Annotated in this window: 28 protein-coding genes, 5 tRNA genes, 1 pseudogene and 1 riboswitch; of the genes and pseudogenes, 5 read left to right on the plus strand and 29 right to left on the minus strand. The window is 43.4% G+C overall.

The features are described from left to right. Positions 1–52: 52 nt before the first annotated feature. The 11 genes from FD12_RS11335 to FD12_RS11385 all read right to left on the minus strand — a co-directional run bounded on the left by FD12_RS11335 (position 53) and on the right by FD12_RS11385 (position 7,982). Positions 53–124, minus strand: a tRNA-Gly gene (locus tag FD12_RS11335). Between the two features lie 4 nt (positions 125–128). Continuing rightward, positions 129–202, minus strand: a tRNA-Thr gene (locus tag FD12_RS11340). A 31-nt stretch (positions 203–233) separates the two neighbouring features. Then, positions 234–315, minus strand: a tRNA-Leu gene (locus FD12_RS11345). Between the two features lie 18 nt (positions 316–333). After that, positions 334–406 (minus strand) — tRNA-Lys (locus FD12_RS11350). A gap of 3 nt (positions 407–409) precedes the next feature. Continuing rightward, a tRNA-Val gene (locus tag FD12_RS11355) sits at positions 410–482 on the minus strand. 559 nt (positions 483–1,041) lie between these two features. Then, positions 1,042–2,325 (minus strand): serine--tRNA ligase, encoded by a 1,284-nt coding sequence (gene serS, locus FD12_RS11360; RefSeq protein WP_056983229.1) that lies wholly within the window; start codon positions 2,323–2,325, stop codon positions 1,042–1,044. Between the two features lie 476 nt (positions 2,326–2,801). After that, on the minus strand, positions 2,802–3,440 hold the full coding sequence (locus FD12_RS11365; protein ID WP_054747220.1) for a deoxynucleoside kinase: 639 nt from the start codon (positions 3,438–3,440) through the stop codon (positions 2,802–2,804). Between the two features lie 88 nt (positions 3,441–3,528). Continuing rightward, positions 3,529–4,572, minus strand: a complete 1,044-nt coding sequence (locus tag FD12_RS11370; protein ID WP_056983231.1) for a tagatose 1,6-diphosphate aldolase — start codon at positions 4,570–4,572, stop codon at positions 3,529–3,531. Positions 4,573–4,705: 133 nt separating this feature from the next. After that, positions 4,706–6,190, minus strand: a complete 1,485-nt coding sequence (locus FD12_RS11375) for an amino acid permease (RefSeq protein ID WP_054747222.1) — start codon at positions 6,188–6,190, stop codon at positions 4,706–4,708. A gap of 327 nt (positions 6,191–6,517) precedes the next feature. Further along, a riboswitch (Lysine riboswitch) is annotated at positions 6,518–6,694 on the minus strand. Between the two features lie 83 nt (positions 6,695–6,777). Then, positions 6,778–7,278, minus strand: coding sequence for a GNAT family N-acetyltransferase (locus tag FD12_RS11380; RefSeq protein WP_056983233.1), 501 nt, complete (start codon positions 7,276–7,278; stop codon positions 6,778–6,780). Positions 7,279–7,292: 14 nt separating this feature from the next. Beyond that, positions 7,293–7,982, minus strand: coding sequence for a phosphatase PAP2 family protein (locus tag FD12_RS11385; protein ID WP_056983235.1), 690 nt, complete (start codon positions 7,980–7,982; stop codon positions 7,293–7,295). A gap of 153 nt (positions 7,983–8,135) precedes the next feature. Between FD12_RS11385 and FD12_RS11390 the strand changes: the two genes are divergently transcribed. Next, a complete protein-coding gene (locus FD12_RS11390; RefSeq protein WP_054748895.1) occupies positions 8,136–8,969 on the plus strand; it encodes a sulfite exporter TauE/SafE family protein in 834 nt (277 codons plus the stop codon). 2 nt (positions 8,970–8,971) lie between these two features. Continuing rightward, on the plus strand, positions 8,972–9,349 hold the full coding sequence (locus tag FD12_RS11395) for a DUF1634 domain-containing protein (RefSeq protein ID WP_056983237.1): 378 nt from the start codon (positions 8,972–8,974) through the stop codon (positions 9,347–9,349). Between the two features lie 199 nt (positions 9,350–9,548). Here the strand turns inward: FD12_RS11395 and FD12_RS11400 are convergent, their stop codons facing one another. The 13 genes from FD12_RS11400 to FD12_RS11450 all read right to left on the minus strand — a co-directional run bounded on the left by FD12_RS11400 (position 9,549) and on the right by FD12_RS11450 (position 18,002). Next, positions 9,549–9,998 (minus strand): threonine/serine exporter family protein, encoded by a 450-nt coding sequence (locus tag FD12_RS11400; RefSeq protein WP_054748886.1) that lies wholly within the window; start codon positions 9,996–9,998, stop codon positions 9,549–9,551. 10 nt (positions 9,999–10,008) lie between these two features. After that, on the minus strand, positions 10,009–10,770 hold the full coding sequence (locus FD12_RS11405; protein WP_056983239.1) for a threonine/serine exporter family protein: 762 nt from the start codon (positions 10,768–10,770) through the stop codon (positions 10,009–10,011). Between the two features lie 292 nt (positions 10,771–11,062). After that, positions 11,063–11,710, minus strand: a complete 648-nt coding sequence (locus FD12_RS11410) for a metal-dependent transcriptional regulator (protein WP_056983241.1) — start codon at positions 11,708–11,710, stop codon at positions 11,063–11,065. Positions 11,711–11,730: 20 nt separating this feature from the next. Then, complete coding sequence (locus tag FD12_RS11415) at positions 11,731–12,636, minus strand: cation diffusion facilitator family transporter (RefSeq protein ID WP_056983242.1); 906 nt, start codon at positions 12,634–12,636, stop codon at positions 11,731–11,733. A gap of 396 nt (positions 12,637–13,032) precedes the next feature. Further along, positions 13,033–13,254, minus strand: a complete 222-nt coding sequence (locus FD12_RS11420; protein WP_054748887.1) for a MerR family transcriptional regulator — start codon at positions 13,252–13,254, stop codon at positions 13,033–13,035. Between the two features lie 62 nt (positions 13,255–13,316). Next, positions 13,317–13,712: a hypothetical protein gene (locus FD12_RS11425; RefSeq protein ID WP_054748888.1), complete on the minus strand. Its 396-nt coding sequence runs from the start codon at positions 13,710–13,712 to the stop codon at positions 13,317–13,319. A gap of 45 nt (positions 13,713–13,757) precedes the next feature. Then, positions 13,758–13,916: a DUF3278 domain-containing protein gene (locus FD12_RS13690; RefSeq protein WP_082622251.1), complete on the minus strand. Its 159-nt coding sequence runs from the start codon at positions 13,914–13,916 to the stop codon at positions 13,758–13,760. Positions 13,917–13,971: 55 nt separating this feature from the next. Beyond that, a complete protein-coding gene (locus FD12_RS11430) occupies positions 13,972–14,451 on the minus strand; it encodes a DUF3278 domain-containing protein (protein WP_235809045.1) in 480 nt (159 codons plus the stop codon). Between the two features lie 13 nt (positions 14,452–14,464). Next, positions 14,465–14,671, minus strand: a complete 207-nt coding sequence (locus FD12_RS11435) for a helix-turn-helix transcriptional regulator (protein WP_054748889.1) — start codon at positions 14,669–14,671, stop codon at positions 14,465–14,467. A 130-nt stretch (positions 14,672–14,801) separates the two neighbouring features. Then, on the minus strand, positions 14,802–15,392 hold the full coding sequence (locus tag FD12_RS11440; protein WP_056983245.1) for a GNAT family N-acetyltransferase: 591 nt from the start codon (positions 15,390–15,392) through the stop codon (positions 14,802–14,804). An 80-nt stretch (positions 15,393–15,472) separates the two neighbouring features. Beyond that, a complete protein-coding gene (locus FD12_RS11445; RefSeq protein ID WP_056983247.1) occupies positions 15,473–16,267 on the minus strand; it encodes a DUF1003 domain-containing protein in 795 nt (264 codons plus the stop codon). A gap of 523 nt (positions 16,268–16,790) precedes the next feature. After that, positions 16,791–16,967: a hypothetical protein gene (locus FD12_RS14060; protein WP_164480515.1), complete on the minus strand. Its 177-nt coding sequence runs from the start codon at positions 16,965–16,967 to the stop codon at positions 16,791–16,793. A 159-nt stretch (positions 16,968–17,126) separates the two neighbouring features. Further along, positions 17,127–18,002 (minus strand): RluA family pseudouridine synthase, encoded by an 876-nt coding sequence (locus tag FD12_RS11450; protein ID WP_056983262.1) that lies wholly within the window; start codon positions 18,000–18,002, stop codon positions 17,127–17,129. A 139-nt stretch (positions 18,003–18,141) separates the two neighbouring features. Here FD12_RS11450 and FD12_RS11455 point away from each other — a divergent pair, with 139 nt between their 5' ends. The 3 genes from FD12_RS11455 (at position 18,142) to FD12_RS11465 (ending at position 20,706) form a co-directional block, all read left to right on the plus strand. Further along, on the plus strand, positions 18,142–18,531 hold the full coding sequence (locus FD12_RS11455; RefSeq protein ID WP_054748890.1) for a hypothetical protein: 390 nt from the start codon (positions 18,142–18,144) through the stop codon (positions 18,529–18,531). Between the two features lie 133 nt (positions 18,532–18,664). Next, on the plus strand, positions 18,665–20,002 hold the full coding sequence (locus FD12_RS11460; protein WP_056983248.1) for an FAD-dependent oxidoreductase: 1,338 nt from the start codon (positions 18,665–18,667) through the stop codon (positions 20,000–20,002). 377 nt (positions 20,003–20,379) lie between these two features. After that, a complete protein-coding gene (locus tag FD12_RS11465) occupies positions 20,380–20,706 on the plus strand; it encodes a heavy metal-binding domain-containing protein (protein ID WP_056983250.1) in 327 nt (108 codons plus the stop codon). A gap of 194 nt (positions 20,707–20,900) precedes the next feature. Here the strand turns inward: FD12_RS11465 and FD12_RS11470 are convergent, their stop codons facing one another. The 5 genes and pseudogenes from FD12_RS11470 to FD12_RS11490 all read right to left on the minus strand — a co-directional run. Then, complete coding sequence (locus FD12_RS11470; RefSeq protein WP_054748892.1) at positions 20,901–22,061, minus strand: acetylornithine transaminase; 1,161 nt, start codon at positions 22,059–22,061, stop codon at positions 20,901–20,903. A 15-nt stretch (positions 22,062–22,076) separates the two neighbouring features. Further along, complete coding sequence (gene argB / locus FD12_RS11475) at positions 22,077–22,823, minus strand: acetylglutamate kinase (protein ID WP_054748893.1); 747 nt, start codon at positions 22,821–22,823, stop codon at positions 22,077–22,079. Between the two features lie 11 nt (positions 22,824–22,834). Beyond that, positions 22,835–24,043: a bifunctional glutamate N-acetyltransferase/amino-acid acetyltransferase ArgJ gene (gene argJ / locus FD12_RS11480; RefSeq protein ID WP_056983252.1), complete on the minus strand. Its 1,209-nt coding sequence runs from the start codon at positions 24,041–24,043 to the stop codon at positions 22,835–22,837. A gap of 18 nt (positions 24,044–24,061) precedes the next feature. After that, positions 24,062–25,090 carry an N-acetyl-gamma-glutamyl-phosphate reductase gene (gene argC, locus FD12_RS11485; protein ID WP_056983253.1) on the minus strand — a complete coding sequence of 343 codons (1,029 nt, stop codon included), beginning with the start codon at positions 25,088–25,090 and terminating at the stop codon, positions 24,062–24,064. A 387-nt stretch (positions 25,091–25,477) separates the two neighbouring features. After that, positions 25,478–26,503, minus strand: a pseudogene (locus FD12_RS11490) (O-acetylhomoserine aminocarboxypropyltransferase/cysteine synthase family protein); the annotation flags it as partial. Between the last annotated feature and the right edge of the window lie 50 nt (positions 26,504–26,553).

The raw sequence follows: 26,553 nt of genomic DNA on the forward strand, positions 1-26,553 counted from the left end.
AAATAGTTATTCAATTAAACTTGTGACACAACAACCAATGAAATTTGATTGAAGCGGAAGACGGGATTCGAACCCGCGACCCCCACCATGGCAAGGTGATGTTCTACCACTGAACTACTTCCGCAAAATGCCGACTAGACGATTCGAACGCCCGACCTCTTCATTACTAGTGAAGCGCTCTAACCAACTGAGCTAAGTCGGCAAAACAATAATATGCAGGCATCTAGTACCTATGCGGGCGAAGGGATTCGAACCCCCACGTCATAAGACACTAGAACCTAAATCTAGCGCGTCTGCCAGTTCCGCCACGCCCGCATTGTAAAAAACCGGCAATGAGCCGTGGCAGTCTCGAACTGCCGACCCTCTGATTAAAAGTCAGATGCTCTACCAACTGAGCTAACGGCTCATATGGAGGATACAGGGATCGAACCTGTGACCTCCTGCTTGTAAGGCAGATGCTCTCCCAGCTGAGCTAATCCTCCATGAAACTACTTGTTACATGTTGGTAGTAACACCATCAACACAACTATTAAATTTTACCATTACCACTCAACTCAAGTCAAGAAGTAATTTAAAATTCTTTGCTGGCTTAACAGTTGCTTCGTCAGGTTATTTTCCGACAAAAAATATTATATCCTATCCGGGAAAACATTACTAGTCCAATTTGCGGTTTTTTCGAATTAATTCAGTCAATATCGTTTTTTGCATGGTGTGATGCTTTTAAACGCCTATTTTGACTGATGGATATATGTGTTCTAAAAAGACTGCTAGCCACAAGCTTGGACTCTTATAATAAAATCCCGCTGAAATTCAGACCGAAGTACCCCACTGAACACCTCAAACCAAAAAAGACAAGGAACATTTCTGCTCCTTGCCTTCCAGTTCTCCTCCAAAATGGTGGGTCATCTTGGATTCGACATACTGGGGAATGGTAAACGGACCAAACAAAGATGGGGGATCTAAGTAAGACCGGTAACCAATAAAAGAACGTTTTATGGGTTACATTTATTAAATACGTATTTTTTACTGCAGATTATTTAATTATTTTTGCTTTTCAATTTTTTCTTTGCCATGCATATATGGGCGAAGCACCTCAGGAATCGTGACAGAACCGTCTTCGTTTTGATAGTTTTCTAGAATTGCAGCCACAGTTCGGCCTACAGCCAATCCTGAGCCGTTCAAGGTGTGGACAAAGTGAAGCTTGCCATCTTCATCCCGGTATTGGATATGGGCTCTCCTAGCTTGAAAATCCGTCGTATTTGAACAGCTGGAAATTTCCCGGTACTTATCCTGTGCCGGGAACCAAACTTCCAAGTCATGGGTCATTGCGGCTGTGAAGCTCATGTCACTGGTGGTCAACGTAATAACGTGATAAGCAAGGCCTAACTTTTTCAAGTTATCTTCAGCTTGATGCGTAATTTGTTCCAACGCATCCCACGAATCTTCCGGTTTGGTGAATTTAACCATCTCAACCTTGTTAAATTGGTGAAGCCGAATCAATCCTTTTGTATCTCGACCGGCACTCCCGGCTTCGGAACGGAAGGCTGGGCTGAGCGCTGTGAATGAAACTGGCAGTTTTTCTTCTGGAATCACTTCATCTCGATAATAGTTAACCAATGGGACCTCAGCGGTTGGAATCATCGTCAAATCAGTGCCCGTCAACTCGTAGCCGGCCTTAGTTTCCAGAAACTTAGGGAATTGCCCAGTTCCATACATTGAAGCATCATTAACCATATATGGTGGAATGACCTCTTGATAACCAGCGGCCGTATTTTGATCAAGATAGAAATTATAAACTGCTCGTTCAAGCAGGGCACCGTCACCGATATAATAAACAAACCGGCTGCCGGAAACTTTTGCTGCCCGTTCAAAATCGAGAATTCCAAGATCTTCACCGATATCCCAGTGATGTTTAGGCTTAAACCCAAATGATGGAATCGTGCCAACTTTCCGAAGTTCAACAGAGCCTTCTTCAGTCAATGAAACCGGCACGCCATCGGCTGGAATGTTTGGGAAATGAGCAGCAAGATCGTGTTCGTCTTCTTCAATTTTCTTCAATTGATCATCGAGTGCTTTAATCTTTTGGCCCGTTTGCTTCATCTGATTAATCGCATCGCTGGCATCTTCCTTGTTACGTTTTGCGTGGGAAATTTTTTCTGAAACTTCATTTCGCGTTGCTTTCAAAGATTCTGATTCAACAATTAAATCACGACGTTTGGCATCGTAGCCTAACAATTCATCAATGGTTTCAGGCTTAATACCCCGGGTTGCTAACTTCTTCTTGGTAAAATCTGGATCTTTTCTAATTTGCTTGATGTCTAACATATTGTCCTCCTTGGAATGTTGGTGTTTTTGGAAATTTTTTCGCAGATATTGCTGAAGCGTGCTTGTAAAGGCTGACCCCGGCCAGTTAAGGCGATTGTCGCTGAAACGTGAACCAAGAAGCTGATCCCGGCCATATAAGCCAGTTAGCCCAATATTGAAACCCACAATATTCGGCTAACTGGCTTATATTCTGGGATCAAAGCGCTTCTTGGCTCACTCTACAAAAAAAGAACCCTTCATCACTGGGACGAAGGATCCTTTTCGCGGTACCACCCAAGTTCTTAACCAGTTACTCGTGGTTAAGCTCTCTAGTATGGTAACGGCATACACCGTGCGACATTGCTCGCCCGTTTGCTTGTGCTGGAATATTCGACGACAATTTTCACCGACCATTGTCTCTCTGAAGTCTACTTAATAGGCACAAAACGTTTTATCTGTACTTGATTATAGCGAATCATTGATTAAATCACAAGGTGCTAAATCGCTAATTGCGCCATCTTTTGGTCGATTAAATCGATGACCTTGTGTTTATCCGCATCGTTTTCAACAAAATCATACTTGTCACCATCAATTTGAATTTTTGGCGACTTGTCATAATCGGCAAACCACTTTTGATAACGTTCGTTCAAATCTTTATAGTATTGATACAGGCTTGGATCATTATCAATCTGTTCAAACGAACGGCCACGCTTTTGAATCCGTTTTAACATCGTCTCAAACGAAATATTGATATGAATCAACAGATTGGGATTCTTACTGTGAGGCGTTTCTGGGAGTTCCTGCATCATGTTCTTCAGCAAGGAATCATAGATGTCCACTTCAGTTTCAGTCGCCCGACCAAGATCGGCGTTCAAATGAAAGAGTAATGAGTCCTCAAAAATCGAGCGATCCAAAACACTCTCATCATTTTGCCAAGCTTTCTTGATGTCATCCATCCGACGATTCAAGAAGTCAATTTGGAGTAAAAACGCGTATTTTTTGGGATCCTTATAGAAAAGCGGCAAGATCCGGTTATGTTCAACAGATTCATAATATGCGGGCGTTCCCAAATGTTTCGATAGCATCTGGGTCAGTGAAGTCTTCCCAGCGCCAATTGTTCCAGCTAGTACAAGCATGTTTAGTCCCCTTACATTCAGTGAAATTCATTAAGTCACTCAACATATTGTACTAGTTCAGGAGGATGGGTTCAACATCTTGTGTAAATTATTTAATCTTGGAAGTATCCACGACTTCGATATTATCCATTCCACCGTATGCGTCAAACCATGGGGTTGCATTTTGACCCAAGATTTCGGTCAATTCCTTCACGTTTCTGGTACCCTTGTCCTTCAGCCAATCAACCAAGCCTTTTTCGCCATCCTTAATCCAGATGTCAACACTTTCAAGCCAAGTTGCCCGGCCACTCAAAACACCGTTAAATTTGGCACCGGCATCGCCAGCCAGCTTCAACTCACGCTGGAAGATTGGTGTCGGCACACCAGCACTCAAGAAAATGTATGGGCGCGTTGCTTCGGCACTCAACTCTTTCAAGTAGCCCTTGGCCTGATCCTCAGTGTAGGCGTACTCATCACTATCGGTCCAGCCTTGAACATAAGTTGGGTTAAATGGCACTTCCATTTTCAAAACATCAATGTGGTATTTGTCCTGCGTGAATTCCTTCATTGATTTCAAAACTAATTCAGGCTTGATCTTTGCAAAATCCAAGGACTTGCTATCCAACTTATCATCGTATGTGACAATTTCGAAGAAGGTTGGTACTTCGGCAGCAAGGCCTTCAGTCCCATAGCGTTCTGCGAAGGCTTTTTTCACATCGTTGATTTCATCCGGGTCATTAGGATTGTAGTAAACCAATACCTTTAAAGCATTGGCACCGCGTTCAATCATAATTTGGGCTGATTGTTCTGGAATCAAGCTAGGTAAGCGGCCAGGTGTGTCAGCATCGTAGCCAGTCTTTTCGTAAGACATAATCAAACCGGTGTCAGGGCTCTTAGCCTCAATCCCTTTAAAGCCCATCTGTTCGTCTAATAAGACCGCAGAGCTTAAGGCACTCAACTCACCGGAAACGATTCTCTTGAAATCGTAGACCATATCCATTGTGAAAGTTTTTCCGTATTTCTCGGAAGCTTTTTTCATACCTTTAACAAGCGATCCACGCTGATCTAGCGCCATTGCATTGATGATTCCTTTATCATCGGAAACTTCCATCATTCTGCGGAATTTTCCTTTAGACATAAACTTTTTTGTCATATTTGCCACCTCATTTATTAAATATACCAATTAAGTCGATTCTACCAAACATGCAGGGGACATGGCAAGTTATAATGACTAATAAATAAAAAAAGGCCCATCCAAATGGATAGACCAATTTTAAAATTGAGCTTTATTTTTCGTTTAATTTCGACAAATCTTCATCCTTATGAGCTGGGGAAACGTCGACTTTTTCAAGCGGAATGATTTTCGTGTGATGCTTCAGTTTATAGACGATATAAAGGATCAGAACCAATGGCACACTCATGTAAGTGACCAAAATTTGTTTCCAATCAAAGCTGGCAAACGCACTTGGATTTTGGCCGACAATAACCAAAATACATAAAATTAAGCACAGTACCGGTCCAAATGGAAATAACTTCGCGTGATATTTCAATTCACTCAAATCGTGTCCCTGCTTGATGAACGCCCGTCTAAATCGATAGTGTGAAATGGCTATTCCAAACCAGGCAATAAAACCAGTTAAACCGGAAGCTGCGACTAACCACATGTAGAGCTTCGGGCCGGCAATACTTGAAATGAAGGTCAATAATGAAACGGCGGTTGTCACAAGCAGTGAGTAATAAGGAATCCCGTTGGCTGCCGTTTCACCAAGTTTCTTGGGAGCATAACCACTATTGGACAATGAATACAGCATCCGAGTTGAAGCATACATCCCTGAATTGGCTGATGAAATGACCGACGTCAAAATAACAGCGTTCATAATACTTGCGGCAGCTGCGAGTCCTGCCCGCTGAAAGACCAGCGTAAAGGGACTGATGGCGATGTCCGTTGCACTGGAACCTAGCAGGGAGTGACTGGTATAAGGAATAATTGCAGCGATCACAAAAATGGTCAAAATATAGAATAAAATGATTCGCCAGAATACCTCATTAATCGCCTTTGGCACGCTATGCTGAGGATCCTTTGATTCACCAGCAGTAATTCCAACTAGTTCAGTCCCCTGAAATGAGAAACCGGCAACCACGAAAACGGTCAAAATTGCCGGAACCCCACCAACAAACGGTGCCTGCTTAATTGAAAAGTTACGCATTCCAACAAAATGACCACCCATGATACCAAAAATGGTTAACGTCCCAACAATTAGAAAGATGACGATGGTGACGACTTTGATCAGTGACATCCAGAACTCAGTTTCTCCAAACGTGCTGACTGACATCGCGTTGATTAAGAAGATCAGGAGCAACGCAATCGCGCTCCAAATCCAAGCGGGCACATTTGGTAACCAGAACTTCATTACCAGAGCGGCCGTACTAATATCAACGGCAACGGTAATTGCCCAGTTGAACCAGTAATTCCACCCCATTGCAAATCCGAGTGCTGGATCAACATATTTAGCTGAATAAGCAGCAAACGAACCAGAAATCGGCATGTTGGTGGCCATTTCACCAAGGCTGGTCATTAAAAAGTAAACCATCATCCCCATCAGGACATAGGCGGTTAATGCCCCACCGGGCCCGGCCTGGCTAATTGCAGATCCACTGGCAACAAATAAACCAGTTCCAATACAGCCACCTAAAGCGATCATCGAAACGTGGCGGGCTTTTAACCCCCGTTGCACGTGACCGTTCGGTTCTTCATTTGAATTTTCCTTCATGATTTCGTCTCCTAAATATAAAAGTGAGCGGATCCAGGCGGTTAGAGATCGGAGTGTAAGTCTCCATCGAGGAGAATTCCCGATTCTGGAATTTTTCTCGGTGGTGCTTACGTGCAGGTTGCTGCCTGGAGGAGCTGTCCTAAAAAGTGAGCAAAGCAAAGCGGTTAATAACCGGAGCATAAGTCTCCACAACCAGAAATCCTGGGTTTGGATTTTTGGTTGTGGTGCTTATGTGCAGGTTATTGCTTTGCGGAGCTCTAAAAGCTTCCAATAAACTAAAAACGCCCCTTTCAAAATACATTGAAAGAGACGATAGGTGTTTGTCAACATCTGCATAGCGCTCCGTGGCATCCACCACGACAGTCCTTAACCTGTTAAGTTAAGTCCCAACAACCCATGTGAAAAGTCACCGGTCATTTCGGCGTTCATCCCTTTTTGTTTCAGTCATCACTTCTTTTCAAGTTCCTGAAACATACTGATAATGAACGCGCCTCTATTCGAATATATCGATTAATTAATTTATTCAGCTTTTAAACTGTAAAAAGTGTAACGCTATTCGCCGGAAATGACAAATTTTGAACCTGTTATCAAGCTTGACTTGAAATAAACAGCAACTTATCCCGTCCGGAAATGGGATCATGGATCTGCGTTTCCTGCTTGAAATCCAGCTTCTTTAAAAGGGCAATCGATGCCAGATTGTCGCTAAAAGCTGCCGCAGTGACCGTTATTTGAGTGGGTAATTGAGCCAAAATCTCAGTAAGTGCTTCGGTCATCAAGCCCTGATGCCAATAAGTCGGTTCTAGAAAATAGCTCATTTCAACTCGAAAAGGATCTGGTAGATGATCCTCGCCAATAGCTGTGAAAAAAAGAACTGCCCCAATTAACTGGTCTGCAAGATAAAGGCCAAATGACCTGGGTGCCTGAAGTTGGCCTTTCACAGCTTCTTCGATCATTTTCTGATTGCCAATCAAGCTAAATCCGGTTCCAGCAGCAACTTCCGGATATGAAATCAGCCGGTAGTAATCGTCAAAATCCGTCATTTGAAGCTTGCGGATTGTGAGATGGTTGGTCGCAAAATTTTCTACCATGGGTAACTCCTTGTTTAAATCTTGGTATGGATCACAAACCGATATCTGGCAACTTTGGGAGCATAGTTGATGTACAGCATTTCTGAAACCAACAACCAGCAATAAGCCACCAAAGCAGCGCCAAGCGTGTCAGTTGGATAATGGGCATTTAAATAGATCCGCGAAAACATGACTAGAATCAGCCAGACAATCATCAACGCCCGAATGATAAACCGAACCGAAGCGTGGTCGATGACTGGTACCACCACGATCCAGATGATAGAAATCACGAGGAAGACCCCCAACACATGGCCGCTGGGGAAACTGTAACCACTGTCAACGCCAAGATGAAGTGGTGGCCGATGTCGACGAATCAGCTGCTTAACGACAGCGCCAATGATGTCCCCAAAGCCAAGCGTGAATATCGCCCATAACGCGGGAACTTTGTATTTAAATCCCCAAAGAAAAAACGCAATGATGAATATCCAGAAAATATCCATTTTCGGCTCAGCAAAAAAAGACACCATCAAATAAAACTTTTCAAGTCCTTCACTGGGAGCGGATCCTTGAATCGCAGTTGTGAAAATTGAATCTAAAAATTGCAAATAATCAAAATTAAATGCCACTGAAACGGAAAGCACCGCGGTAATGCACAAGCTGACAATCAGCTTGATGATCCGGTTGGGATCCCTTTGCAGCAGCATGTAATCTTCGTTCCCATACATCTTCAACAATCCTCTCTTATCTAAACTCAATTTCGAGTATATCACAACCAGCCTGGTGATTTTTTCGTTTGACAGATTTTTAATGAAAACTAAGCTTTGGGCAGTGTATAATTTGTGACGTTAGTTTAATCAAATGATTGGGAGTGAATGAAATTGATTAATTATGCGCTGTTAATGATTGCCATCGGCTGTTTTGCCGGGATCGCCGGGGCTATTTTAGGCCTTGGCGGCGGCATCATCCTGACCCCCATTTTGACGCTACTGATGGGAGTTGATATCAAATACGCAATTGGTGCCAGCATCGTGGCTGTGATTGCGACCAGTTCCGGAGCAACCATCGCCTATTTACGTGACGAGGTGCTCAATCTGCGAGTCGCGATGTTTCTGGAAATCGCCACGACCCTGGGTGCTTTAAGTGGTGCTTTATTAACCGGGGTGATTGATCCAAAATATCTTTATATTTTGTTTGGGTTACTGCTATTATTCTCTGGATACAATATGATCCGTAAATTAATTACCCATACTGAATTACTTCACCGGGCAAAGCCGGACCGCCTTGCAGCAAAATTTCGTTTGGACAGTTCTTATTATGACAAGCAAATGATGAAGAAGGTCGATTATCAAGTTGAACATATCCCTGGCGGACTGGCCGTCATGTATGGTGCCGGTATTGCAAGTGGCCTGCTTGGGATCGGTTCTGGGGCGTTCAAAGTGATTGCGATGGACACCGTTATGAAAATGCCGCTCAAGGCGTCAACATCGACCAGTAACCTGATGATGGGGGTAACTGCAGCTGCCAGTGCGACCGTCTATTTCTTTAACGGCTCAATTAAGCCCGAAATTGCCGTCCCGCTGGCATTAGGAATTCTAGTCGGCGCCACCATTGGATCCCGGGTCATGCAACACCTTTCGGCTAGAGTCATTCGGATGGTCTTTGTCCCAATCTTGCTCTACATTGGAATTCAAATGTTTATGAAAGGAATCTGACGATGAAAAAACCAAACGAGTCTGTCAATCAAGAAATGGCCGATGTCGAAATTATCATCGGCAAGATTCTTCAAATTGGGGTCATCATTTCAGCGGCGATTATGTTACTGGGACTTATCCTGTTAATCGTCACTGGTCAAACTGGCTTTTCAGCTAATCAATACCCGACTGATTTCACGGAGATTGGTAAAGGGTTGATGACATTCAAACCTTACTCAATCATGATGCTGGGCATCTTTTGTTTAATTCTGACCCCAATATTGCGCGTAGTGGTATCAATTTATTCGTTCTATAAAGAACACGATATGTTATACGTTGTCATTACCAGTATTGTACTGATCATTTTAATGATTAGTTTCGTCTTTGGCATTTTAAGGTAATCAAATTTGTCAGTCCAAAACAAGCAGCTTCCTCTGAAATCAATCAGAAGATGGCTGCTTGTTTTTTTCTATTTAATTTTCACATGGCCAACCTCAGTTGTGAATTGATATTGGTAATACTCCCGATTAATGCCATGTCAATCAAAAAATCCGGTTCAGTAAGAAAAAATTTTCTCACTAAACCGGATTGGATGGCGACCTAATTTCGTGCCTGGACCCTTCGAATCTTCTGTCTAATTTTATTAACCAGTTCTGCGACAATAAAGCCTAAAGCAATCGAACCGGCAATCCAAACCACTTCTGACAGGTAATTAAACGCAACCTGGTAATTACCAAGGGCGAAGTTTTTGATTGAGTTATACGCCTGGCCACCCGGAACTAACGGCACCAATCCAGGAACATCAAACAAAATACTCGGCATCTTTTTCCAGCGGGCAATGATGACTGATAAAATTCCGATCACTAAGCCGCCGAAAAAGTTGGGCGCACCGAGGCCTCCCCAGGTGCTAAATATCCAATAGTAGACCAGCCAGCCAATTGTAGCGTTGATGCCGGCAATATTCAGCGCACGATGGGGTAAATTGACAATCAACCCAAAGCCAATCCCGGAAAGGTAGACGCAAATACATTTAATAATAAAAAAAGTCATTTAATTCCCCTTAAAAGAAATGCAAGGCAATCGCCACGCCGAACCCTAACGCACAGGCACTAATCAGTGCCTCAATCCCGCGGGCCGGGCCACTAATCAAATTACCGGATAACGCATCCCGAACCGCATTCGTTAACGGGATCCCCGGCACAAGCGGCATTAATGACCCAATGATAATGTCGTCGGCTTTAATCCCAAAACCATACTTAACGGATAAAATTGCTAGGCTGGCGACCGTCATGGCCGCAATAAATTCACTTAGGAATCGGATTTGAACATAGATATTTAGAAAATATAACACTGCCCAACCAATCATCCCAACTAAGAACGTGATGCCAAAATCTGGCAGGTTGTTCTGGAAGACGACCACCAGCGAGCCGCTCACCAATCCAGCACCCAGTAATTGAACCCAAAGCGGAAACATTGCCACTAAGCGGTCGATGTTCTTGAGATCATCGTAAAATTGTTCAATATCAATTTTCTTAGCTGCGTACTCACGGGAAAGTTCGTTGACTTTGGCGACCTTCTCCATGTCTAAGACCCGCTTGTCGATTGAACCAACCTGGGCACCAACATCATCAACGCCACCAGAAACAATAATTCCCGTCAAAGTGGCATAGATGTTTGCATCCTTCAAGCCGGCGTTTCTGGCAATCCGCAGGACAGTATCGTTTACCCGGGTCATTTCGGAACCCGATTCGATCATAATCGTTCCAGCCAAAACGCAGGTATTAATTACCAAATGATCGTAATTTTTTTGTTGATCAGCCATTTGTTCACCTCATAAAGAAAAACTGGGAGATAAGTCATTCCCAGTTCCTTGTTGATATTTGGGATGGTTCGCCACTTCATTGCCGAGTAGTGCTTCGCCAAGCAATAACCTGCACATAAGCACCTTATTTGTAAGCCCCAAAACCAGGGACGATTCCCCAACTACATAGTCGAGTAGTGCTTCACAAAGCAGAAGTCTGCACATAAGCACCGCAAGTGAAAATTCCAGAACCAGGAATTCTCACTTGCGGAGACTTATGCTCCGACTTCTAACCGCTTTGTTCCGCACACTTCTACTTTACAAACACATAATGCGCCGTCTTATACCCGATCACCAGTTGTTTTTTATCCGTGACGTTATCCACCGTCACTGAACCTTCGAATGGGTCATGAGAGATTATTTTCAGCTTGTCACCAATATCCAACTTAATGTCGCCCAACAATGTCAGCAGGTCGTGGTTATCAATGAACCTATTCACCGTTACCGTTTCGCCATCCTTGGCCTCCGTTAAGATCTTATCATGATCTTTTTGATAATGACCATTTCTATCGGGAATGACACCGCCATGGGGGCAACGCTTGGGATGCCCCAAAAAGTCATCTAAATGATCGATCATTTTGTCGCTCGTCACATGTTCGAGGCGTTCTGCCTCATCATGGACATCTGGCAAATCAAAGTGCAGGGTATTTGTCAAAAAGACTTCCCAAATTCGATGCTTGCGAACCAGTTCCTCCGCGTATTTCATCCCTTTGGCAGTCAGTCGAACCCCCGAATACGGTTCGTGTTCAACCAGCTTTTCGTCCACCATCTTGTTGACCATTTCAGTTACCGAACCGGCAGCAATATTCAAGCTAATCGCAATTTGTTTATTGCTGACCAGCTTATTAGCGCCACCAAGTTCAAAAATTATTTTTAAATAGTCCTCTTTCATTGGGGTCATTTATTGCATAATCTCCTATTTTACGGAATATCATTGCCACGATCGTAAATAATATCTTCGTCTTCTCCTCGCGTTGTCTCCGCTTGGATTGTCACATGGCAAATATGATATTTATTCTTCAAAATCTTTGTTATTTCCAAATAAATCGGTTGAGCCTGACTAATCTTCATATCGTGCATGTTAACATGAGCCGAAAAAATAATGTTATTTTCATCGATTGACCAAGCGTGAACGTGATGCACACTGAAAACGCCATCAATTTGCAGCAGGTCGCGCTTAATGGCTGCGTAATCGATACTTGGGGCCCCCTGCATTAATATTCTTGCCGTTTGCCGAATAATTGGCAGTGCTTCGTAAATAATGTACAGAGCTACCAAAATGGTGACAATTGGGTCAACCAACGTCCAATTATACAAGTCAATTAAGACACCGCCAATAATAATTGCAATCGATGATAACGCATCACTCATAATATGCAGATAAGTTGCCCGCATATTCAAGTTGCTCTTGGAGCCCGCATTCAATAAAAATGCCGACAGCAAATTGGCTACCAACCCAATAATCGCAATGATTAACATTAAATCACCGTTAATTGGTTGTGGATTGCTAATTCGCTTAACCGCTTCAATCATCAAAAAAACACAGATAAGTCCCAAAGCAATTGAATTGAGAAAGGCTGTAATAATCTCTGCTCGCTTATAGCCAAAGGTATTGCGTTCATTTTGGCGTCGCTTGCTAATTCGACTGGCAATGTAGCTAAATACGATTGAGAAGGAGTCACCCAAATTATGAAACGCGTCGGATATTAATGAAAGACTTCCTGAAAGAAAGCCGCCCACAAATTCAGCAATTGTAATAACAACATTTAGGACCGTAACCCAGAAAAATCGATTACCGCCTACTTCTTCGTGATTATGGTTTTCCATAAACTAATCACTCCAATCTGAATCTATTATTACATTACTGACGGATAATTTCCATAACAGTTCAACATTTTTGTTAGGTAGCATAAAAATCTGATGTCGATATTTCCCAAAACCAAAAAAGAACCATAACAAGCCCAAGCTCGCTACAGTTCTCCAGAGAAATATCGGCACCCCATCGGTTTTAATCAAATTTCTTTTCGTTCATACTCGAATACTGATCCAATTTTACAACTGGATACTCAAAGTGCTTCTGTTCGCACGATGGAACTCTTTTTGTCATATCACTTGTGCAATCTAACAGTTATACAAACGACAATCTAATTAATTACTATACAGGGTGCCGATACCCTCTATGCCTAGAATATCATTGGATTAAAGATTTAACAATCGTTTTGACTAGATATTGCAACGCTTTATCAACTGTTTAACTTCTTCAATTGACGAACCGTTTTGGATAAAACAGTGCACCAAGTCCAACCAATACATATCCGTCTCATCCAGCAAAGGATCAGCTGCCAGCTGCGGCTGGGATGGCACAAGGCCATTATTGATGTAGTCACAGATAACGTCTGGCCGGCTATTAATGCGTTGAGCTGATTCAACCAATGTGAGTTTCATAGCAATCTCCTGAAAATTTAGAATTAAGATTAGTCTATCAAGTTCGCAAATAAATGCAACCCTTATTCGACCATTCGCCAGTTCCCCTCATCAGCCTTAGAAATCTGGTTGATGAAATGTAAAATTGAAGCGGCCCGATCCTTGTCGTGCTCAACCAATTGATTGAGGCCTTCGCCGGTAATCATCGGCTCACTTAATGAAAACTGATCATCTTTCTTGTCACCAGTGGAAAAGGCCAACACTGTATGGCCGTCCTCAATTTCAGTAATGATAAAGAATAAGCTGAAGTCATCATCGTCCTTCATGTAGGCTGGCATGGCCCAAATACCATCACTGATCTGAATCAGTTCCTCGTTATCGAACCGATAGTCCCGATGATTTTTCTCGTTAACGGCTTTGTCCAACACAAATAGCATTTTATTGAAAACTGGATCGCCCAGTTTGATATTGTCTTCCATAGTGGTTTCCTTTCAGATTAATGATCGAAATCTCATTATAACAAATCACTCTGGAGATGCAATTAGGATTTGGTTACTTGAAATATTTTGTCCGCATCGTTCTACCAAAATATTCAACTCCTGGCGGGCATATTCATCAAGGGGTCTGGGAACCCCATAAAACCATTTCATCATTTTGATACCAAAAGATTCTGAAGCTTTCATTTTAATCGCCTCGTATTAATAATTTTTGCCTTTCACGCTAACAAACTTTTTTAAATTAATGAATTTTAACAATATGGCCAATTTCTCGCTGCGTGTCACTCGTCCAAGACACGATAATAATGAAAAGGGTGAGACCAATCGTAAACCAGGAAGCAAAGCCATTAAAAGGGGCAGTAATCAAATATACATAAATTCCGTAGAGAAGCCCCCACCAAGCCCCATGGCGATATGCCCGCCGAACTGCGTTAGGATATTCATCTTTTGACACTTCTTGGTAGTTGAGCTTCATTTTCGATATCTGATGGCTCATATACATGCTGACACCACCAAAGCCTACAAGTATATTAATAAATACAAAACCAATGGTAAAAGAATGGGTGATCATCGCTTCTGGGAGAAATAACATTACAATGTTCGCCACTGCTGTGTATATCCATAGGTACATGAACCCATTTGTCGCAATTCGATTCACAACTTGGAGATTATGCTCATCTAAAACGCCACGGATGCTAAAAGAATACCTCATTATCTTCATTAAAATGCCTTCCTTATTCTTCATCAGTTTCGCCAACCTTCCAAAATAATGTATTCAAATCTGTTCCCAGCGTTTCAGCTAACAGGATACATAGCTTCAACGATGGGTTATATTTGTCGTTTTCAATCAGATTAATTGTCTGTCTGGCAACCCCAATTGCTTCAGCCAGTTCAAACTGTGACAATTTATTTAACTTTCGGTACTCCCGCACTCGATTCATCATACCGATCTCCTTTTGTCACATATATATGTCATCGACAACAATATAAACTTAAAATCAGGTGGTGTCAATTATATATGACAAAAAAGAAGCTGGAAAATAAACTCCAGCTTCTCTCATTATTGTTAAATTAAACTGACAATAAGTTTCGTTCTTGGACTGCTTTTTGCATATGATCATACAAGTGATCACCAATGACATTGGTGCCCACAGTTTTGAAACCTTTGCGCTCATACAATTTTTTTGCTTCGGGATTTTCGAAATCAACGTTCAAACCGATCACTGATTTGCCATCATTCAACGCCATGCGTGGAACTGCAGCAAGCAACTTGCTACCAATTCCGTGGCCTTGATAGTTAGGATCAACGGCGATTGAATCCAGATACCATTCATCGGAATGGGTCTCGGAATCAGGGATATACGGTTCTTTAAAATCGGCACTCTTCTTTGATAAATTGATCAGAACCTTGTTGATATCGTCCTCGTTTTCGCTGGGGTAGCCAAATACTACCCCAACAACTTGACCATCGGCCTCGGCCACCACGGTGGATGCCTTACTGGACAGATAAGTATCTGTCTGGTAAGCCCTCGTGATGACCTTGGCTAATCCAGGTTCGGGAACGTCGTCTAATTCATCCAGTTCCATTTCATCAAAAATAATATCAATTAGCGGGGCTATCTGCCCGGCGTCATCTTGTTGTGCTTCTCTAACGGTTATCAAAAAAATCCTCCATTTGTTAGTTAGTGATAGTGTTACACATTATCTTACAGATTTTTTCATAGCTTGTCAAAGTACGGGATTTACTTGGTGTCTTTTTCATTTTTGCTTTCATGATCAGCGGAATTGTTTTCATCCAGTTCCCTTTTGACATTTCCAGGCTGATTGCGCTGAATTAAGTCCAGTTCAGTGCGGATTTGCCCCAAAATTTCAATCTCTAATTTTTGAATTTCCAGAGAATGCGGCAGTTGGTTTTGCGTTAAGTTATCCAACTTTGCATGAAGAATTCGTAATTCATGTTCGGATTTCTGATTCACATGGTAATCATTTTCAGAATTCATGCGATCGCGATCGCTGGCTCGGTTCTGGCTCATCATGATGATAGGAGCTTGAATGGCGGCAATACAGCTTAATGCGAGGTTTAATAAAATAAATGGAAACGGATCAAAATGCATCCCAAATAATTGCAAACCATTAATTAGCATCCACGCAATTAACACAAAACTGAAAATACCGATAAATCCCCAACTACCACCAAACCGGGCAACTGCATCCGAAACCTTTTGGCCAAACGTCAAACTTTTAGCCAAATTATCATTCACGTCAACAATGTCATAATCATCACTTTGCATCGCCTTAGTCAGCCGATGATTAATCTTTTTAGTTTGCTTCACATCGGAATTGATCATCCCATCAACCCGCATCAACTGATATTTGAGCAGATCATGATCGCAAATAAAATCCGTAATTTTAGCGGTCGGATAATCCCCCTTAATCAGGTTTCGAGTCGCTGGTTCGAGATTTTTTAAATAACGACCATCAATTTCCATATGTCGTTGATGGTCAATGAAACAAATTGCTGTTTTTTCTTCAACCATGGTGAGCCTCCTGACGATTATTTTAATTGGTAAACATTCAACTGATTAGATACGCTAGATTGTAGTGGAAACGTGCCCGACCAAGCAATAACCTGCACGTAAGCACCCTAGCTACATAGTGGAAACGCGCTTCAACACGCAATGACTTGCATCTACCATTTCTCCGCTATCTAGTGGAAACGTGTTCCACAAAGCAATAACCTACACATAAGCACCCTAGCTACATAGTGGAAACGTGCTTCAACACGCAATGACTTGCATCTAAGCAGCATCCCTTCTCCCACTATCTAGTGGAAACGTGCTCGACCAAGCAATAACCTGCGCATAAGCACCCTAGCCAAAAATCCCCAAAACCGGAATTTATGGCTAGGGAGACTTATGCTCCGGTTATTAACCGCTTGGTCTCGCACTCTACAAAAAAAGCACCCCACCGATTTATTATATCAGTAAGATGCCATGATTCATTCTTTAATTTTGATCTCAGTCGTTTAAAACTAGTGCCTATCCAAAAGCAAAGTTATCATTATGCCTTAATCAAATCAGTCTTGGCCTTCAACAAATCGGCCTTGAGTGCACGAATGTGTTCTTGAGCTTCCTTATTATCTGCAGTGTCCTTCATCCATGTTAGTACGGCTAAATTCGTTTCCATTTCAGCAATAATTTTTTGAATCGTCTGATCCGATTCACTATTGGTAGACATATTCTAGTCTCCTCCTTCAATTGATGATGTAATCATAACATGACTGGGGGAAAAGGCAACGAAAATGGTGTCGCTTTCATTGAATTCTAATCATTATTTTTATAATACAAGAAGTTGCTTTAACAGCAACGTTCAGTTGTGCACGAGATGAGTACTTCTCTAATCGATAACCTTCAAAATATCGGCTGGGAGTTGACTTTTAAAATGAAGCTGCTCTTTGGAAAAAGGGTCCTTAAATTTCAAGCTGGCAGCGTGCAGTGCTTGCCGCTCAATTCCTAAATTCATTGGTCCCTGATACAGTTCATCTCCCAATAAGGGATGTCCAATGGCCGCAAAATGAACCCGAATTTGGTGCGTCCGACCTGTATGGAGAACCACCCTCACTAACGTCCGATCATTAAATTCACGTTCCACCCAATATTCCGTCTGAGAAGGCTTGCCCGTATCTGAAATGAGCTGACCGTAACCATCAGGATCTTTAGCAATCGGCTTGTCGATCAGGCCGTGTTCTTCAAGGCCACTACCAGAGACAACGGCCGCATACTCTTTATGAAGCGTCTTTTGGGCAAGCATTTCATTCGCCAGACTATTGGCCAGGCGGTGCTTGGCAACTAAAACGATTCCACTGGTAAAGCGGTCAAGTCTCGTAATAATGTGTGGGACCAAGTTGGCGGCCTGTTCCGAAACTAAATGATACTTAATTCGATTGACCAGGGTATCTTCCCGATTCGCGGGGCCTGGGACCACCGTTAATCCAGCCGGCTTATCCACCACCAACCAATTATCGTCTTCATACATCACTTTGATTGGCTGCTCACTCACCGCAACCCCCGGATCAGGTTGTTCATCAGGTAAGACAACTTCCACGACATCACCCACCTTTAGCCGAGTCGCGTCGTTGATGGCCTGACCATTAACGTTAACTTGGCCGTCAGTTTTCACGATTTTATACATCCGATGACTAATCCCATGGCCATTCAAAAACTTTTTCAGTGTTTTAGGATCATGTTCAGTATTTTGCCAATTAAATTTCAATTTTTTCTCCTGTTCAACGCAATCCATCAATTTTTTAAGATTCAACAAACTTTTTCCCACATCTGCCTGAGGGTATTGACATTTTAACAAATTATCGACAGAGTAGATGCCATCAATTAAGTAATGGGGTAATTAAGTAATGAAGCCAATATGGAAGATTTCAATCGTTGTCCTCATGACCACAGTTGCTTATGTGGCCGTCCGAATGATCTCCTTCGACGACGATGCTGAAAAGTTTACTCAAACATACTTGAATAAGGAGGTCAGCCATCACAACACTGCTCAACTCAAGAAAATTAGTGCTGATAAACATACCTATCACTTTTTAAAAGATGCAAATCACGTTACCCTGAAATTCACGGCCGACAATCAAGGTTACCAAAACTATGCCTACTACCCTGTCAGGATTAACCACTCTGAGACATTTTGGGTTACATTAAAGTTCAACCCCAATCCCATCGATTCGCTTATCCTCAATCATTTTTCGATGATTAAAATTCAATATTTTAGGCAGGATAACAACCGATAAAAATACCGCCTCAAAGCCGCTTATATTTCAGCTTAAATTCCTATGGATTCGGCATTGACATCGCTTTCAATCCTTGTAATATTAAGGTACAAATATAATTTGTGCTTTTATATCTACCAAAGGGGAAATCACTATGAAAATCGCGGTTATTGGTTGTACACATGCTGGTACTTTCGCTATTAAGACTATTCTATCAGAAAATCCGGATGCTCAAGTAACGGTATACGAGAAAAATGACAATATTTCGTTTCTATCTTGCGGGATTGCGCTCTACCTGGGCGGCCAAGTTAAAGATCCCCAAGGCCTCTTTTATTCAAGCCCGGATGAGCTGAGTAAGCTGGGGGCAACCGTCAAAATGAATCATGAGGTCACCAAAGTGGTGCCACGTCAAAAAACAATCACGGTCACCAATTTAGAAACGAATCAAACCTTCGAAGATTCTTATGATAAATTGGTTGTCACTTCTGGCTCATGGCCAGTTATCCCCCCAATCAAAGGGGTCGACAATCCAAATGTTTATCTTTGCAAGAACTGGAATCATGCGCAAAAATTATTTGAAACCGCCCCTTCAAAGAAACGAATCACAATCATTGGTGGTGGCTACATTGGTGCTGAATTGGCCGAAGCTTACAGTACCACTGGCCATGAAGTCACATTACTCGATGGCGCTGACCGAGTGATGAGCAAGTATTTTGACGAACAGTTTACAAGTGTTGTGGAACGTGACTTCGCTGATCACGGGGTGACCCTTGGCTTGGATCAACAGGTCAAAGAGATCTCTGGTAACGGCCCCGTGACGATCAAAACAACCAAGGGGACTTACGAGACCGATCTAATTGTAATGTCCGTTGGTTTCCGACCAAATACCGATTTGTTCAAAGGCGAATTGGAAATGACTGAAAATGGTGCGCTTATTACCAACGACTACATGCAGACCTCTAATCCGGATATTTTTGCGGCCGGTGATAGTGCGGCCGTTCACTATAATCCAACTCACAGCCTCTCCTACGTTCCCCTGGCAACCAATGCCGTTCGCCAAGGAATCCTGGTTGGCAAAAATATCGTTAAACCAACCGTCAAATATATGGGCACTCAGTCATCATCCGGACTTAAACTATACGACAAAACAATCGTTTCAACCGGCATGACGATGGCCGCCGCAACTCAGCGGGGAATGAATGCGCACGAAGTCATTGTTAAAGACAACTACCGGCCAGAATTTATGCCCAGCACCGAACCGGTCTTGATGTCTTTAGTCTACGATCCCGTATCCCGCAGAATTCTTGGTGGCTCCTTATTAAGTACGCATGATGTCTCCCAGTCTGCAAATACATTGTCAGTTTGCATCCAAAATAAGAACACAATTGATGACTTGGCGATGGTCGACATGCTATTCCAGCCGCAATTTGATCGCCCGTTTAACTACTTAAATATCCTCGCCCAGGCAGCTCAAGCCAAAGAAGCCAAATAGTCGATCATTTTTGTAAACCAATTTGACCCACGTTATAATATGACTGCAGAGTGATGACAGTCTTTCTAAACCACATTAGCGTCTTCACGATGCAGGGGCTAAAAACCGTTGCTTCGATCTTGGCGTTTAACGACAGAATCGGGGCGAGAGGCGGTTTCATCCCAGATTCAATTGGAACAAGCAGGGCATCTGATTTTGGATGCCCTGCTTGTTTTGCTTACATGGTCGAAATCAGCCGAAGATAGCCGGTCTGGCGGCATAAATGGCTTACCCCACAATGCCGTGCGTTGAGGACGATCTTTCTACCTTTTGCTTGCCAACAACCAGCCTTTCGATATACTTAAAGTGTACCTATCCTAACAAAGGTGGAGATCATCATGGCAAGTGACAATTTTATCATTACAACAACTGAACACATCCCCGGCAAAGAATACGACGTGATCGGCGAGGTATTTGGCCTCACTACCCAATCAAAAAACGTTGTTCGAAACATCGGCGCTGGTTTGAAAAATATCGTTGGTGGCGAAATCAAGGATTATACCAAAATGCTTGACGAAGCCCGAAACATTTCGGTCCAACGACTGGAAGATAATGCCAAGAAAATGGGAGCAGACGCGGTCGTCATGATGCGGTTTGACTCCGGTTCAATTGGCGCAGACATGCAGTCGGTTGCAGCTTATGGGACAGCAGTAAAATATAAGTAAGTGTCAAAAAACAGATTAATGTGCCATATTTTGGGGTCAAATGATTAAACAAGCGATTCTTAGACTTCCTTTATTTGGCCTGCCCCGTTATCAATTACAAAAGAGTGGTCCGAAAAGTAGTTTCAACCTTCAATGGCTGAAATGGCTTTTCGGACCACTCTTTTAATTTATTCTACAATCTCAATCAATTGTTGTTAAACCTGTTCCTTAACTGTGGCACTCATATTCTCCAGAACTTGCGCAATTTTGGCAATTCCTGCCAGCAGGTCCGTTTCACTCATCACCAGCGGTGGCAACAATCTCAAGGTATTATGATTAGCCGGCAACGTCAGCATCCCCGCCGCCTGCAATTTAGCAATCACCGTTGCAACTTGAACGTCATCACTCAAATGAATCCCAATCATTAGCCCTTTTCCACTGATGCTGGCAACAACGGGTAATGGTTCAACACGCTTTTGGATTGCCTTGAACACAACTTGGCTCTTTTGCTGAACTTGGGTCAAAAATTCTGGGGTTAACTGGGTCAAAACGGCTTTGGCAGCAGATAGGGCTAACTTATTACCACCAAACGTCGTGCCATGAGTTCCCGGCCCAAATGCGCTCGCCAACTTCTGCTTACCAAGCATCGCGCCAATTGGCAGCCCATTTCCCAGAGCCTTGGCACTGGTAATAATATCCGGATCCATGTCAAATTGTTCATAAGCAAATTTAGTGCCCGTTCGCCCAATCCCTGTTTGAACTTCATCGATGATCAACAGGACACCTTCCTGATGGCACTTTTCTGAGACCGCGTGCAGCCAGTCAGCGTTGCCAGAGTTGACGCCACCCTCACCTTGAATCACTTCCAAGATAACCGCAGCAAACTCGTCTGTAATTTGGTCGATCGCGTGGGAATCGTTGTAGTCCGCAAAGGTGATCCCCGGAACCATGGGCGCAAAGCCTGCTTGAATCGAAGGATTGCCAGTTAACGACATTGATCCAAATGTGCGGCCGTGGAACCCATTATTAAACGCCAGCACTTTACTTTTACCAGTATACTTACGAGCAAGCTTAAACGCCGCTTCATTCGATTCAGTGCCGGAGTTACAAAAGAAAGCCAGCATCCCTTGTGGACACAATTGCTTGGCCACCTCGTCCTGTAAAGCACTTGGATACAAATTGGACGTATGCCAAATTTTGCCCAGTTGATCAGTCACTTGTTGCTTGATCAACGAATTGCTGTAGCCAAAACTGCAAACGCCGATGCCACTGGTGAAATCCAGATAAGTCTTACCACTGTCATCAGTCAAGTGCCAGTCGTGACCAGCAACGATTTCCATTGGATATTGTTGATACGTTGGAAAAATGTTCTCCATGATTAATTGTCTCCTTTAAATTGCAACCTGCTTTGTCAAACTGGTTCCGGAACATTTTAATTCATTGGTGATGGCGACTTCTTTCACGCCATTTTTGAGGGCATCAAATGCGGCGGTAATCTTAGGCTGCATGCCCGCCTTGATCACTTTAGCTTTAAATAAACGCTTAGCGGTGGTCTGGGTCAATTGCCCAACAACGTGGTCGGCCACGATGACGCCCGGAACATCTGTGAGTAATACGAGCTTCTCAGCACCAAGTAAGCGGGCAATTCCGGCCGCAGCAACATCGCCATTCACGTTAAGCAGCTTGCCGTTTTCTGCCACTGCCAAAGGGGCACAGACACCGATTTGCCGATTCAAGACTTGATTTATGTAATTGCGGTTGACCCCCGTCACTTGGCCGACTTCCCCGTAGACAGCCTGGTCAAGATAGTCGCCTTGAATGGCGGGAACCCCCGCAGCATTCAAACTCATCGCAGGCAAATGATGATCAGCCAGGTGCTGGCACAGCAATGGTTGAACAAGCCCCAACAATACGGCTTGCGTCACCTTTAAAGTTTCTGGTCCGGTCACTCGAATTCCATTAATTTTGCTGACGGGTAAATGAAGTTTGGTGCTCCATTCCGAAATTTGGGGGCCGCCACCATGAACAATCAAGATTTGTTTGCCAGCCTGATGCCAGTCGGCTAACTGCTGATAAAACGTTTCTGATAAATGATTTGTGGCATTGCCGCCGATTTTAATCACAATCGTTTGAGTCATCCAATCACCTTCTAGCTTCGATACGATGCATTAATTTGAACGTACTTATAAGTCAGGTCACAACCCCAGGCAGTTCCTTCGGCAGACCCGGCATTCAAGTCAACGTCAATGACAACCTTGCTGTTTTTCAAACTGGCGGAAACTTTTGCATCTTCAATCCCGGTGGCGATACTATTTGCCACCATCTGCATGCCATTGATTGAAACGCTGACCCCGTCAATGTCGACGTGAGCGGTTGTTTGGCCAATTGCCTGCATCACCCGGCCCCAGTTGGCATCAGCACCAAAAATCATTGCCTTGACCAGGTTGGAGCCAACAATTGCCTTGGCAACCTGTTGGCCTTCAAGATGATTGAACGCGCCGGTCACATTGACCTCGACCAGTTTAGAAGCGCCTTCACCGTCCCCAGCAATTTCTTGGGCAAGATGAGTGAGAACCAACTTGAACGCCTTCACAAAGGTCGGATAATCTTCACTAGATTCAGTCAGCGGCTCGTTGCCTGCCACCCCGTTGGCCATGACCATCACCATGTCGTTGGTCGACGTATCGCCATCAACGGTGATTTGGTTGAAAGTCTCATCAACGGTGGTGCTGAGCATCGATTGCAGTTGCTGACCATCAATTGCGGCATCAGTCGTCACAAATCCGAGCATTGTTGCCATGTTGGGATGAATCATCCCTGATCCTTTACAAAATCCGGTCAAAGTCACTGGTTGATTATCAATTAAACACTTCACGGTAATTGTTTTGGGATGGGTATCAGTGGTCAAAATGGCTTTGGTAATGCCGGCAGATTGTGATAAATGAAGTTGGCTAATGCCGGCCTCAATCTTGTCCATCGGCAGCGGCTCACCAATCACACCGGTTGAGGCAACCGCGACCAAGTCTTTTCCAATCTTGAGCTTATCGGCAGACAACGCCTGCATCTTGAGGGCATCGGTTTGACCCTGAGCACCATTGCAAGAATTGGCATTGCCACTATTCATCACGACTGCCTGCAGTTGATGTTTCAAATTGATCGTTTGCTTGGTTAGTTTCGTTGGGGCTGCCTGAAATTGATTGGTCGTATAAACGCCCGCAGCACTGGCCGGAACTTCGGAATAAATCCAGCCCATATCGTCTTGTTCTTCCTTTAAACCTGCATGAGTTGAATCAGAATCAAATCCTGCGGGCCATGTAAAAGCGGTGATGTTAATTGAATCTTTACTTGTCATTTGCATCCTATCGATCTCCTTTGATTAAGGCAGGAACGTTTGTAAGTCCAAGCCTTCAGTTTCTTTATAGTTAAATAGTTGATTGAAATTTTGAACCGCCTGGCCCGCAGCCCCTTTTAGGAGGTTGTCGATGACACTGGCCACGGTAATGGTATGAGTCACTAGGTTGTAAACAAAGCCGACATTACAATTGTTCGTTCCAACAACCTGTTTGATATCTGGCAGTTGCGTGCCGGTGTACTGAACAAAATGCTTATTCGTATATGTTTCCTTAAACGCGCTTGTCAGTCGATCTTCATTGACCCCAGCTTTTACCTTGGCGTAAATCGTGCTCATGATCCCGCGGTTAATCGGCACCAGGGTTGTCATAAATTGAATTGCAGGCACCTGGTCATTCCAACTTTGCAGCTCCTGCATGATTTCTGGAATATGCTGATGCTGATTTGGTTTGTAAATTTGTAAGTTCTCATCTACTTGAGTGAAATGCGTGATTGCATGGGGTGTTTTCCCTGCACCCGTGGTTCCTGATTTGGCATCGACAATAATGCTGTCTGGCTCGATCAAATCATTCTGGACGAGTGGCGCCAAGCCAAGTAACGTTGCGGTGGCATAACAACCGGGATTAGCGATATAGGTTTGTCCCTTTGCAGATTCAAAGTCTGCGAGACCGTAGTGGGTTTGCCGCAGAAATTTTGCCGGTGCCGCCGGTTTGTGATACCACTTGGTATATTGGGCTTCACTTGCCAGCCGCATGTCACCAGATAAATCGATCACTGGAAAGTGAGCCGCCATGTATTTTGGCGCAATCTTTGAGGTTACCCCAGCCGACGTCGCAAAGAACACAGCGTCATTATTTTGAATGATGGCATCATCGTCATATGGCAGGACTTCTGTCTGATCCCCGCGAAAGATCGGGACCACCTGATTCAATTCACTGGGTGCTGTTAACTTGTGATCATAAAGATTGATCTTAGTGACACCTGAATGTTTCTGTAAGAGTTGGTATAAAACCATCCCTGCGTATCCGGTTATTCCTACTAATGCTACCTGCATCTAATCGCCTCACAACTATTCATAAGAATGTAATATTAATGAATTGCAAATAGCTTACAATTTTTATGAGATAAATGCAAGTAATTTTTGGTTTATTCATAAATATTTCTTTATTTAGATATTTATTCAGTTATTTAGGAAATAATATACATATTTTAGATTGTTCACAATCATTTTATCTTAACATCTACTTGCATAATTATATTAGTTATCGCATAAACTTGATAAAATGAATAAGCGATACTTTCATCCCGGTTATTGCTGCAAAAAGGCGCTGCATTCCACAAAAACAGAATGCAGCGCCTTTTCACTTGAATTCTGGGACTAAATTGCCTTTCATCCCAATCTGCTGAAGTTTCGAATACTGAGGCTAAACCGTGGTTCAACCTATGGCCGAGGAGCCCCAACCGCATCTTGAACATCGGCCGGGATCTTATCCAGTGCTTGGCTCAGATCGGCAATCAAATCATCGGCATTCTCGACCCCAACTGATACTCGGATCAAGTCAGGGGTGATTCCCGCTTCCTTCAACTCTTCTTCATTAAGTTGGGCATGTGTCGTTGAAGCTGGATGGATGATGAGTGATTTGGCGTCAGCAACATTCGCCAACAATGAAAACAACTTCAAGTTTTGAATGAGTTGCTTGCCGGCTTTTTCGCCACCCTTTAGGCCAAGGGTAAAGATCGACCCCACTCCTTTGGGGAAATAGCGTTCCGCTAAATCATGGTACTTGCTGTCTTCAAGTCCGGGATAGTTAATCCAAGCGACTTTTGGATGATGATGAAGGAAGTTGACAATCTTTTTCGTATTTTCAACGTGGCGCTCAACTCGAAGCGATAGGGACTCCAGCCCTTGCAGCAATAAGAAGGAATTAAATGGACTGATGGTTGCCCCAAGATCCCGTAATGATTCCGCGCGAACCTTGGTTGTAAACGCAGCCCCACCCAAATCAGCGAACACTAATCCATTGTATTGATCGTTGGGTTCAGTAAAGCCCAGATAGCGGCCGCTGGTTCTCCAATCAAATTTACCATTTTCAACGATTACGCCACCCATTGTGGTCCCATGGCCGCCGATAAACTTAGTGGCAGAATGAACCACGACGTCAGCACCGTGATCTAACGGTCGAACCAAATAGGGCGTCCCGAATGTATTATCCACGATCAAAATAATGCCATGACGGTGGGCAACTTCAGCAATTGCCTCAAAATCCACCAGATTAATGCCCGGATTACCAATGCTTTCAACGTATAACGCTTTCGTGCGTTCATTAATTGGCGCTTCGAAATTTTCCGGATCATCGGGATCAACAAAGTGGGTCTTAATGCCTAACTTGGGTAAGGTCACATTGAATAAATTGAAGGTGCCACCATATAGCGTGCTGGCAGAAACAATCTCGTCACCTTCAGAAGCTGTTTAGTATCTTTGATTTTGACCAAATAATTTGATAAACTACTGTCAAA

Source organism: Lentilactobacillus rapi DSM 19907 = JCM 15042, from assembly GCF_001436255.1.
Lineage (GTDB): Bacteria > Bacillota > Bacilli > Lactobacillales > Lactobacillaceae > Lentilactobacillus > Lentilactobacillus rapi.